Here is a 12,164-nt window from a genome sequence, read left to right on the forward strand (position 1 = left end):
GACACCGCCCTCAATGTCATATTATTGATACTGAATGGGCAGCTTTTCGCCCAGCAGCTCTTCGAACTCTTTCGCAGCCTGATCTAAAGCCTCCTGCGGAGTGGATTCACCGGTTACCGCATTGGATAACTGAAGCATTAAAATCTCATCCATCTTTGGCCATTCTGCGATTCTCGGTCTGGTGGTACTGATTTCATATGCTTTCTGAGAGCCCTCCCAATAAGGAATCTCCTTTAATTCTTCATCTTCATAGCAGGACTGTAGGTTTGGGAACCCTCCGTCCAGAGCAATATTTTTCTGTACTTCCGGAGTGTTGAACCATTGCATAAATACCCACGCTACCTCTGGATTTTTGGAGTCTGTAGGAATATAGAATCCCCAGCCACCATAGTGAGCAACTTCTTTTTCTTTCACAGGTACTGTAGTATATCCCACCTTACCTACGATCGTGGAAGAATCCGGGTCCTCCAAAGCCGCGTAATTGTCATTGAATAAAACCGACATAGCCGCGATACCCTGCTGCATTTCTGTTGTCTGCTCATCCCACGTCTTGCTTGCAATTCCTTCAGGAGCAAACTGAGCCAGATCACAGAAATATTCCAATGCTTCCACAGATTCCGCAGAATTGATATTCAGATTTCCCTCGTCATCAAACACCCCGCCACCGAAAGACCAAGCATAGTTCAGCCACTCACAGGTGGTAGCGTCATGTCTCTTTCCACACATGGAAACTCCATAGAAATTGGTCTTTAGTTTTTCACCTGCCAGGGTCTCTCCTTTTTCTCTGGTGAAAAATTCTGCCACATCCCGATAGGTATCCCAATCTTCCGGAACCGTCAGCTCATAGCCGTATTCTTCTTTGAATGCTGCTCTCTCCTCTTCGTTCTCAAACAGATCTTTTCTGTAAGCCAGCATATCTATGCAGGAGTTCGAAGGTACGCCATAAAGTTCACCTTCCCACTCACCGGATGCGTTCCAAAGGTTCTCTATGATATCCGTCTCGTCGTAATCTTCGATGATACTCAGCGACTCGTCTTCCATAAAGGTACTAAGAGGCTGGATATACTCATTTTCTACCAGATTTCCTAGGAACTGATATGGAGCTGCAATGATATCATAAGCGCCAGATTTGCTCTCAAACGCCAGTGTCTCTTTTTGAATAACGTTATCGTATGGCGCCATCTCCAGATCTACTGTGATACCGGTCTCCTCCGTAAACGCATCCAGTTGTTTCTGAAGTGCCTCTGTGGGTTTCTGTTGCTCAGCAATCATGTAAAGAGTCGTTCCCTCAAATTTTCTTGCTCCTTCTCCACCAGAATCCTCGCTAGCTGTATCTGCACTTGTCTCGGCTTCCTTGTCTCCACCACCGCAGCCTGTCGTCCCCAGTAAGCTGACTGCCATCATCGCCGCCAATAACACTCTTGCATAATTTCTTTTCATAGACTTACCCCATCACTTTCTAAAATTCAGACTTTCTTATTTTCCCCATTCTCCATATTTAGCGATCACTTTATCTTTAATCATCTGACAGAATTCATCCGTCACCTCAAAATCATTGATTACCGTATACCAGTAGCCGTTTGCCGGTAGGAACTCTTTCTCATATTTAATCGCCGCGAACACATCGTCCCAGGTCAATCCCATTCCCTCTGGACGAATTTCCACTCCTGCCCTATGAATGATGTCTAAAATCCAGTCTGGATGATTGTTGCCCATCGCAGAGCCCACGAAAATTCCCAGGCATACCGGCTGGCCATGGATGAACTTCTTCTTGGTCATGTACTCCAGCGTATAGAACAGGAAGTGATCGCTTCCCTCGATTGGTCTTGGGTTCCAACCGTTGTTGTGAAACGCTCCGCCGCCCCATCTGAGTCCTTCGGTCAGAATACGGATTCCTTTTTCGTTCAGCTCATAGATATCGTCCAAACCATTGACGACAGACTGGAACACTTCGTTGACCTCATCCACCATCTCTTGGTCATACGGCCATTTTTCCTCGCATTTACCCTGGTCTGCCGCGTATTTCCAGTCAAACATGGAGTTATTGTAGCACAGAACATCACACACGCCGCTTCTGTTCAGCGCTTTCGGTCCGCTCTGAATGATACCGTAGTCTACATATACCGCAACCGGCTCCACATACCCCACATATTTTACGACACTGTTGAAACGAACGCCCGCTCGATGACCAAATACAGCGTTAGTGGCAATGGAAGTCGGAACCTGATACAGCGGCATATGGGTCTTCCAAGCTGCCATCTTCGCGTAGTCTACAGCCTGTCCACCGCCAAGACCAATCACTGCCTCAAATTTTGGAAGCTTCTCCACTTCCGCCATGATCTCATCATATTCCAGAGTCTTCACAAAATGAACAATGCAATCCTCGTCAAACTCCTCTTTGAACGTTTCCCACAGATCTTCCATTGTAACTACCAGATAAGGTCTCTGAACAATATTCTTCAATTCCCCTACCAGATTGCGCCCATAGATCGTGTTGAATAATTTCTTTGCCATAATTACTCTCTCCTTTGCCTTTATTTTTGATGTTTTTCTGATTCAGGATTTCTAAACTCTTTTTCTAAATACTATTTATAAATTATATTTATAATACTACTCGCACCTCTTTATTTTGTCAATTCTTACAATTTTACAAATATAACTCAATATTTTTAGATATCTTTACCAATAATGCTTGTTAATCGGCATTATCTGATATCATTTCTCATTATTCTTGTTTTTTCAAAACTCAAAAAATATATTGACACATGAATGAAAAGCACATACTACTATCAGAATTCAATGGCAATCTTCCTCCTTCCCCTCCATCTTGAGGGGTACACTCCCACTTTGCGCGCCACCGCAACACCGTCTTGCGGTGCACTACCTTATTGCGGCGTACGCATCCCTAGCGGAGCGTTTATGTAATAGGAAAGAGCTTTCACGCATTAGCGTGACAAGGTCTTTCCTATTACATAAAAAATCCCCAACTACAGCGCAGCAAATTTACCGCACTGTTGTTGGGGAGCTAGTTTTTTCTATCACTGTGACAGCTCTTCTAACTTCCTTTTTATTTCCTGAAAATCCCTCCGTGTCTCTTCTACCTTAGAAGGGTCCCGAAGCAGAGCAGAAGGATGGTATACAGCCGTCAGAAAAAAACCTTTCCTTTCTATCCAGGTACCGTGCTCCCGACTGATTCGAAAGCCCGTGGCAATCACTTTTCTCGCAGCAATCCTTCCCAGACAAACCATGATCTTGGGCCGTATCAAAGCCGTCTCATATTTCAAAAAAGGCATACACGCCTGCTGTTCTGCCTCCTCTGGATCACGGTTTCCTGGAGGATGACATTTATTAATATTTGTAATATAAATTTCGTCTCTGCTCAGAGAAACGGATTTCAGCAGTTCATCTAGGATTTCTCCCGACCGTCCTACAAATGGTATACCCTTTTCATCTTCCATCCTGCCGGGTGCCTCCGCAATCAGCATAATCCTGCTGTTTAAATCCCCACGCCCCATGACAGGATTCCGCCGTTCCCTGCACAGATCACAGCGATTACAGTGTTCTACAAAGTATTTCAACTCATCCCACGTATACAGTCCCATATATCTCCCTCCTGGTTACTCTCGAGAACCGTTCTTTTGGGAGGACTTGCCCTGACATAAATCATAGCTCTCCGCTATCATCCTTCTCACTTCTTCCTCAGGTATCTCGCCGTCTAAAATCAGGGAATTCCAGTGCTCCTTGTTCATATGGTACGCTGGCACTACAGACTCATACGCAGTTCTCCAAAAATCTCTCCATTGCGGATCGCACTTAACATTCACCCAAATATATCCTTCCCTCTCATAAATCCACGCAAAAATCCGGTGATTTTTTCGTATCCTCATGCAAGTCCAGTTCTTATCTTCAAATGGATAGTCCTCAAAAACATTCGAAAAACTCTGGCAATAACGGATAATTTCTTCCCTGGTTTTCATTAGGACATGTCACCCCCCTCATTGCTTTTTCATTCAAAATCGTCCACCCATGTCTGCATACAATATAGCACAATTTTCTACATTTTGGCAATCGGATAGGAAAACAAAGCGGGGATGGCGCACCATCCCCACTTTGTATCCTTCTACTTTTTCTTTACTGGAACCCAGACCTCAAACTTTGCCTGCTGTGGATTCGGACTGAGATAGAGCTCTACATCCGGTCCCTGGTCATATTCGTACCCGGAAGAAGTCATCCATTCCGTATAGATTCTCCGTTCCAGTTCCTGAATTGCCCCGGGACACTCTCCCTCCCCGGAGAAAATCGCCCACGTTCTAGACGGAAGCTCAGCCTCTTCCATCCCTTCTGGCGGTTCCTGGCCGCTTGACACTGCAATCATATAGTTCCAGTTTTCAGGTTCCTGGCAGAAACTGATCCCCAGGACACCACTCGGCTCCCGGTCCATCAAAGCCGTTAATCTCGGCACCGTGCCGTCTTCTGCCACTGTCTCCCACATCTTCGGCACAATCTCAAAATTTTCTTCCAGCTTCTTTCTTAGCTTTCGACGTACACCCACAATCCGCAAAGATTCTTTTTGTTCTAACCGATAATTCATCTCTTCTACTCCTTTAATCATTAATTTAAAGCTGATAGGAGGATAGGATTTCACGGGAACTTCTGTTTTTCTCGCTGCTGAAGGTGTGATTCCGTGTACGCTCTGAAATGCCCGGTTAAAAGCTGTCGGTGACTGATATCCATATTTTAGAGCCAGTTCCACAACCTTCTCATCCGTACATTTTAAGTCTGCTGCTGCCAGTGACATTCTTCTTCGGCGTATATATTCCGACAGTGGAACCTCCGCCATATAAGCAAACATTCTCTGAAAATGATAAGCCGAACAACACGCAGCTTTTCCCAGGCACTCATAGTCAATCTCTTCTGTCAAATGCTCTTCGATATAGCGAATCGCTTGATTCAGACAGTCAATCCATTCCATCTCTATCACCTCTGATTAAAGAATAGCGTTTTTATCCCTTTTCTTCCTCTCTTTTCCTGCACCAATTTGAGAGAATCCCAAATTCAAGACTCACTCGCGATTCTTGGTGCGGAATTCGGGTCGGTATTAACCGACATCATTCATCACCAAATCCCTGCGCATCCTCGCGGAACGTTTATCAGATGGAGGGTGCACCCGCCACTGATGCTAATTTCTTGCTCACCGCCTATAGAGGCGGGAGTCTTCCCCATCTGATAAAACCTCAGTCCTTGATTTCTTTTATCCCTGAGACCAATTCAGTTCGAAAGACCCTGACAACTTTTTTCTTCTTATTCACCTGTTCCAGCATCAGCCATTCGTCATCCAAGTCGACCATCCTACCTCTCATCGTATACAGAACATCCATAGAAAACAGCGGTTTGTTCACATTGATCTCACATTCTTTATCTAAAAACTCCGGCAGAATCTCCTTATAGGATTTCCGGTCCTTAGGCTTTGACTCCCTTTTCTTGTCTGTCACAAGATAGATCAGTAGTCCCACCATCACAAAAAGTAAAAATTCTATCATAATACTTCCTTCTCCTCCAAAACCTCAAAGGCTTCCACCGCTGAAAGCTCTATCAATTTAACCACTTTCTCTTTCTGAAAAATACTCTTCTCCTTTGTTCTTTGGTATTCCACACGCAGCCATTCTCCATCTACTTCCAACACTTTTACTTTTCCTATTGAAAAAAAGTCATTCCCTTCCTCTAAAGCCAAATCTATATCTGAACATTCCAACTTCACCATTTTCCCCACCAGCTTCTTCAGCACATGCAGATCTGGTTCCCTTTTCTTTCTGGCTACTACTTCTACTTCGTCTCCCACCAAATCATCCAGACTGATCTTATAGATGTCCGCCAGTTCCTTTGCTTTGCCTATGGATGGAGCTCCCTGGTTTAATTCCCAATTCGATATGGTCTGCCGCGATACTTTGAGACGGTCCGCCAGCTCCTGCTGACTGTAACCACTCTTCTTCCGCAGCGTCATCAACTTTTCTCCTAACATGCCTTTGGTTCCTTTCCGCATAATCCCTCCTTCATTAAGGGTACCCTCATTATATCAAAAACCCCCTTTTTAACGAGCAAATTTCTTTGGAATTTTGGCAAAATTCTTTTGCAGAGCCTTTTCATAGGTACCTGCTTTGTACACAAACAGAAAAATCCCCTCTTACCAGAATTTTTCTGACAAGAGGGGCCCTACACTCTTTCGCTTGTTCCACTTGAAAACTGCGCTTTCTCGCTTACGGCAGCCTTTCATTCCTGTTGTTCCTGTCTGTATTGACTTACAGATTTTCCTGTGTACTTTTTAAAACACACACTGAAATAATGCGGATCTTTGATTCCTACCTCCTCAGCGATTTCATAGGCTTTTAAGCCGGTCTGACTGAGCAGCCGCTTTGCATTTTCCATCCGAATCTCCAAAAGATAATCGCTGAACGGCTTGCCTGTCCGTTCCTTAAACACACGGCTTAAATAGCTGGAATTTATAAAATATTTCTTAGCTACCCCTGCCAAGCTCATTTCCTTTTCTTTATAGGCCTCTTCCACATACTTCACCACAGCGCTGACTACATCCAGATCCTTCTCTTTGACTCCCTCTTTCACCGCTCTGGACACGTTAATCAGTACATTGGTCAAAAAGCTCTCCAAATCCGCCAAAGTCTGAAGTGCCATAATTTTAGTGATAATCGAGGAGACATCCTGTCCCATTTCCCTGCCATTTTCCACGACCATGTGAAAGACCGGGAGAATCTCAATGACCACTTTCACTGCGGACATCAAGACCTCATCTTTGGCAGCTCTCTTGCGCTTCATCCCATCAAACAGACTTTCCATCAGCTTTTTCACATCCTCGGACATGCCGGAACGCACAAAGAAGGAAATTTTATGCAGAATTTCCTCGGTGATCTCACCGCTGTCTTGCTCAAAATAGCAGATATCTTCATAGCAGACTGTATGACTCTCACCAATCACATACCGGTACTGCAGCGCTTCTGTCGCCTCGCGAAAAGACAGCTTTAATTTCGAAAGATCCTGGTAAGCATTTCCCACTCCGATATACAACTTCGTCTTTAATGTTTCTTCTAGCCGTTCACGCAGTCCGTCACAAAATTGTTCGAATTCTATATCCTTGTTATTATTTAAGAGGATAATCTTCCTCGTATCTGCACCAAACAGATAGATATCCTGGTTTTCTTCTAGATATTCCTTGGCCGTCTGCTTGCAGTGAGTAGCACGCACCAAAGCCGCTGTCTCATCCTCCTTAACTTGACTCAGCTCAATCACCGCAATCTGGCACATGTCATTTTTTAGTACAATCCCGTAGTATCTCAGACATTCCAACGCGTTTTGCCAATCCTCTTCAATCAACAAGGCATAAAAGGCTTTTTCAATGATATACTTCGCGTTCACGCTCAGTTCTTCTTTGATCTTCTCAAACTCCGTTTCCCGGAGACGTTCCTTTAAGATATCCTCTCTCACATTCTCCGCGATTTTCTTTAGAATTTCCCGATCAATGGGCTTTAGGATGTAGTCAAATACCTTCAGCTTGATACCCGTGCTGGCATATTCAAATTCATCATAGCCTGAGACAAGGATTACTCGGATTTCTGGGTTATACTCTCCGATCATTTTGGTGAATTCCAGACCATTTGTGGTAGGCATCATAATGTCTGTAAACACCACATCTGGATTTACTTCCCTTACCATCTCCATACCTTCATCGGCGCCGGACGCCTCTGCTGCCACTGTAAGACCATATTCTTCCCATGGAATACAATATCGAATCAGCTTTCTCACCAGCGGCTCATCATCCACAATCAAAATTTTCAGCATACCCCTTCACCTTTCGTTCTACACTGTCACCATTCTCTCACGTTTCTTTAGAATATCCCAGTTCAGGCTTCAGTCTGCGACTTTAATCACGGCTTTCACGACCTCGTCCTGCCGCTCTATGCAGGCCCGAAACGCTTCCTTTATATCTTTAAAATCAAAGATATCGGTCACAACACTGGCTGGGTCGATCTTTCCGGCCTCCACCAGCCCAAGTGCCACAGGATAAATATCGTGATAGCGGAAGCTTGTCCGAATCATGATCTCCCGGTCAATCAGACGCTGAAAATCAAACTCAAATTTCCCAGTATTTCCAATCATGACAATCGTTCCGCCTCTTTTCGCGAGATAGGGCGTCTGGGCTGCCGTCACCTTACTCCCGGCAGTCTCAAATACATAGTCCGCGCCTCTACCGCCTGTAATTCTCTCAATCTCCTTAATAGGATCCGTCTCTTTTGCATTGATTGTCACTGCTGCTCCTAGCTCCCTAGCCTTGGCGAGACGTTTTTCCTGTAGGTCCACCACAATCGTCCTGGTGATTCCAAACGCCCCCAGAGACTGCAAAGCCGACAAGCCGATACATCCAGAACCCAGCACTACCGCAGTATCTCCGCTGCGGATTCCAGAACGGTACACCCCACTCATTCCCACAGCCAGAGGTTCTATCATCGCTCCTTGAAGAGTAGAAATTTGATCTGGAAGCTTAAAACACCTCTCTGCCGGATGAGCCAAATACTTTCGAAATGCTCCGTCTATAAAGTTCGGAGCTGGAACGGACAGAAACTTCGTCTCCGGACACAGATGGTACAGACCATGCTTACACCACTCGCAAATCCCGCAGGAATAACCTGGTTCCACTGTGACGCGGTCCCCCACTTTCAGATCTGTCACTTGACTGCCTGTCTCTATGATGACTCCTCCGGGTTCATGCCCTAAGATAAATGGAAATCTCTGCTTGGGATAATCCGGGGAACCATACTTGTAAAAATACACATCGGAACCGCACACGCCACAGTATTCCACTTTTATGACTACTTCATCCTCCTTGCACACCGGCATCTCACAGGGTCTCTCTTCTAATTTTCCTGCCTCCAACAGATAAAACGCACGATTTTCCATTGTCTTCTCCTCCTTGTCTTCTATTTTCTCTCTATCCTTTCATTGCCCCAGAGATAAAGCTTTTCTGTACCTGTTTGCTCATCAGAATATAAATCACCAGTGTAGGCAAAGATGCCAGCACCAAGGACGCGCCCACAGGCCCCCAGTTCGTCGTGAACTGTCCCACCATCTCCTGAACCCCCACCGTCAGGGTCTTCATGGAAGTCTTCGTGGTAAAAATCGAAGCCAACATAAACTCATTCCAAGTGTTGATGAATGTGAGAATGGTCACAGTCGCCACCACTGGCTTCAACATCGGCAAAATGATATGTAAGAAGCATTTATATATGTTGCACCCGTCCAACAATGCACTCTCTTCCATCTCTCTGGGTATTCCTTCCATATATCCGGCAAACACATAGATCGCAAGCGGAAGCGCAAATGCCGTGTATGGAAGAATCAGACAAAAATAGGTATTCAGAAGGTTCAGCTTCACATAGGTTAAGAACAGCGGCAGCAATGCACAGTGGATGGGAATCATCAGCCCCATCAGGAAGAGCGTCAGTGCAGTTCGGCTAAATTTCCATTTCAGCCTTGTGATCGCATAGGCGGCCATCGCTGAAAACACCACTGTAAATACCACCGTTGCAAAAGTCACCACCACTGTGTTAAAGAAATACCTGCCCACATTGCCGTTCGTCCATGCCTCCGCGTAATTGGACCACAGCCAATGCTGCGGAAGACCTGCTACATTTTCTCCAAAAATCTCATTATTGTTCTTCAGGGAGAAACAAAACATCCAGAATAGAGGATAAATCTGCACAACTGTGAACAGCACTAAAAATATATAAGTCAAGACACTTCCTGTTTTTCGTTTTCTCATCTTCTCCCTCCTCAGAACTTTTCCTTGATCTTTTTGAATGCATATCTCAGCACTACTGTAAACAATAGACATTCTACGACAATGAATACTGCTGCTGCGCTTCCTTCCCCGTAGACGCTCCGGTTGATTAAAAGGTCATACATAATTGTGCTGGGAACTTCGGTAGCGCCCACTGGCCCGCCATTGGTCATCACATAGACAAAATCGAAGGTTTTCAGGCTTCCCACCACAGCCAGCACAACACAAGTCTCGATCATCGGTACGATCAGCGGAAGGATAATCCTGGTACTGATCTGGAAATAGTTCGCGCCGTCGATACGCGCCGCCTCTAAAATATCCGTGGACAGCGATTTAATCGCTCCATAGAATAACAGCATATGGTAGCCGATGTACTGCCAGATCAAAGGTATGAAAACTGCCCATATCGCAATTTTAGGGTCGCCCAGCCATTCATTGGCCCATCGTCCCAGTCCAAGAGATTCCAGCATCGTATTGAGCAGTCCATAGTTTGGATTATAAATTTTTAAAAACAACTGCGCGATCACAACGGTAGACACTACCATTGGTATAAAGAAGGCCGTGCGGAAGAAGCTTTCTCCTTTCACGCCTTTTGCCAAAATCAAAGCCAGCACCATCGCAATCGTCTCCTGTACAAATACAGAGAGAAACAGTACGATAAACGAATGTCCCACCGACTGCCAAAATTCATATTTATTGTCCAGTAAAAGCGAAATATAATTCTTTATTCCCACAAACGTAGCGTCCCCGATTCCGTCCCATTCCAGCGTACTGTAATAGCCAGTCGCAAAAATAGGGATAATCATCACCGCCAGAAACACCAGCGCCGCAGGAGTCATAAAAAGCACAATGCTTCTTTTATTGCTAAAAGCTTTGTTCATATTTTTCCCTCCACATTCCGTACTTTTTCTGATAGCGTTTTGACCTCTCTGTATCCGGCGTAAAAATTTTCCCTGGATGAACCATACAGGACGCCGCCTCAGAAAAATTCTGATAATATCCAACTCCTATCGCAGCTATCATCGCGGCTCCCAGCGCCGACACCTCTGCCTGATCGACCCGGACGACTTTTCTCCGGAACAAATCTGCCTTGAACTGCATCCATCGGTCTGAGGAAGAACCGCCTCCGCCGCAGACAATGGACTCAAATGTTTCTCTTTTCGTACGTTCCAAGTCATCCAGCAGCGTTTTCAGCTTAAAAGTAATCCCCTCTATCACCGCCTGATAGATCTGCTCTGCCTGTGTGGAAGAATCCAGGCCGCACAGGATGCTCCCCCGTCTGTCATCGTCTGCCAGAAAAAAAAGCTCTCCCTTTCCATCGTAACAGACTTTTTCTTCCATCTCCGAAAACATTTTCTCCGGGCAGCGGCAAATCTGGCGTTGATACCAAGTCACATAAGCGCCTGCAATACTGGACCCATTCAGAATCACACTGTCCCGTGTCGGTCCGCATCCACACTCCAAAACACCTTCTTTTTGTTTTAGGGAAGCCTCATTGGCAAAACATCCCAGCATCTCATAAGTTCCCGAAATGTTTCCCAAAATCCCCTCCTTGCCCGGCACCACGCCCAAGCCCAAAATGCCACACTCAGAGTCATGGGCACCAAGCACTACCGGCACTTCCTGGTTGAAAAGCACCCGACCGAACCGCTCAATCTTTCCGGCCGTATAGATGGACGCCTGGATGTCCCCGCCCAGGCGTTCCGCCTCCACGCCCACCGCTTTCATCAGCCTGTCTGACCACTCCCGCTTTCGGATATCCAACATCGTTTTGCGGTTTGCCATCGTGTAGTCTGCGTGCACTCCCAGCCCTAATTTCCCCAAGATGTATTCCTGTATATGCAGAAAATATCTGGCCTTTTGAAAAATCTGGGGTTCATTTTTCCGAAGCCAGAGCAGTTTTGAACAGACCAGCATAGACAGGCATGGTCCGCCCACGATTTCCTGAAATGCTCTTTCCCCTATCTCTTCTCTTAGATAAGCGGCCTCCGCCCAAGCTCTGGTGTCAAAAGCCATAATCAGATTGGAGAGAGGCTTGCAGTTTTCATCCACCGGTATCAAAGAATCCCCGAAAAAGGAAAAGCCAAGCCCTAACAGCTTTTCGTCAGCCTGCTGCCGGAAAAGTTCTTCCACGGCGCTCTGGGCATGTTCCCACAAAATTTCCGGTTCCATCTCCCAACGCCCTTCTTTTCCTTCTATCCAATGGTTTTTCACAGAGACTTTTCTGACAATCTCACCTGTACCGGCTTTCACCAAAACTGCCCGGACATTGGAAGTCCCAAAATCCAGAACCAAAAGTGTTTGATCTCTCATCCCATTC

Annotated in this window: 12 protein-coding genes; all 12 read right to left on the reverse strand. The window is 45.7% G+C overall.

From position 1 onward, the window contains the following. Window positions 1–21 precede the first annotated feature (21 nt). The 12 genes from BLHYD_RS16190 to BLHYD_RS16245 all read right to left on the reverse strand — a co-directional run bounded on the left by BLHYD_RS16190 (window position 22) and on the right by BLHYD_RS16245 (window position 12,157). Entirely contained in the window at window positions 22–1,440 is a 1,419-nt protein-coding gene (locus BLHYD_RS16190) for an ABC transporter substrate-binding protein (protein WP_005951864.1), read from the reverse strand. 36 nt (window positions 1,441–1,476) lie between these two features. After that, complete coding sequence (locus BLHYD_RS16195) at window positions 1,477–2,514, reverse strand: iron-containing alcohol dehydrogenase (RefSeq protein ID WP_005951866.1); 1,038 nt, start codon at window positions 2,512–2,514, stop codon at window positions 1,477–1,479. A gap of 524 nt (window positions 2,515–3,038) precedes the next feature. Further along, window positions 3,039–3,602: a uracil-DNA glycosylase gene (locus BLHYD_RS16200; RefSeq protein ID WP_040350895.1), complete on the reverse strand. Its 564-nt coding sequence runs from the start codon at window positions 3,600–3,602 to the stop codon at window positions 3,039–3,041. Window positions 3,603–3,617: 15 nt separating this feature from the next. Continuing rightward, window positions 3,618–3,977 (reverse strand): MmcQ/YjbR family DNA-binding protein, encoded by a 360-nt coding sequence (locus BLHYD_RS16205; protein ID WP_005951870.1) that lies wholly within the window; start codon window positions 3,975–3,977, stop codon window positions 3,618–3,620. 143 nt (window positions 3,978–4,120) lie between these two features. Further along, complete coding sequence (locus BLHYD_RS16210) at window positions 4,121–4,972, reverse strand: AraC family transcriptional regulator (protein ID WP_005951872.1); 852 nt, start codon at window positions 4,970–4,972, stop codon at window positions 4,121–4,123. Window positions 4,973–5,234: 262 nt separating this feature from the next. Next, entirely contained in the window at window positions 5,235–5,540 is a 306-nt protein-coding gene (locus BLHYD_RS16215; RefSeq protein ID WP_005951874.1) for a hypothetical protein, read from the reverse strand. Then, window positions 5,537–6,040, reverse strand: coding sequence for a helix-turn-helix transcriptional regulator (locus BLHYD_RS16220; RefSeq protein ID WP_005951876.1), 504 nt, complete (start codon window positions 6,038–6,040; stop codon window positions 5,537–5,539). Before BLHYD_RS16220 ends, BLHYD_RS16215 begins: the two co-directional genes overlap by 4 nt. Before the next feature lie 227 nt (window positions 6,041–6,267). Beyond that, window positions 6,268–7,848, reverse strand: a complete 1,581-nt coding sequence (locus BLHYD_RS16225; RefSeq protein ID WP_005951878.1) for a response regulator — start codon at window positions 7,846–7,848, stop codon at window positions 6,268–6,270. Window positions 7,849–7,917: 69 nt separating this feature from the next. Further along, the gene (locus BLHYD_RS16230) at window positions 7,918–8,964 is read right to left on the reverse strand and encodes an NAD(P)-dependent alcohol dehydrogenase (protein WP_005951880.1); all 1,047 of its coding nucleotides are present in this window, start codon (window positions 8,962–8,964) and stop codon (window positions 7,918–7,920) included. A gap of 31 nt (window positions 8,965–8,995) precedes the next feature. Then, window positions 8,996–9,826 (reverse strand): carbohydrate ABC transporter permease, encoded by an 831-nt coding sequence (locus BLHYD_RS16235; protein WP_005951882.1) that lies wholly within the window; start codon window positions 9,824–9,826, stop codon window positions 8,996–8,998. Window positions 9,827–9,837: 11 nt separating this feature from the next. After that, entirely contained in the window at window positions 9,838–10,725 is an 888-nt protein-coding gene (locus BLHYD_RS16240; protein ID WP_005951884.1) for a carbohydrate ABC transporter permease, read from the reverse strand. Continuing rightward, window positions 10,709–12,157, reverse strand: a complete 1,449-nt coding sequence (locus tag BLHYD_RS16245; protein WP_005951886.1) for an FGGY-family carbohydrate kinase — start codon at window positions 12,155–12,157, stop codon at window positions 10,709–10,711. The genes BLHYD_RS16240 and BLHYD_RS16245 overlap by 17 nt, the downstream gene beginning before the upstream one ends. Between the last annotated feature and the right edge of the window lie 7 nt (window positions 12,158–12,164).

Origin of the sequence: Blautia hydrogenotrophica DSM 10507 (assembly GCF_034356035.1) — a bacterium.
In the GTDB taxonomy this organism is placed as follows: Bacteria; Bacillota; Clostridia; order Lachnospirales; family Lachnospiraceae; genus Blautia_A; species Blautia_A hydrogenotrophica.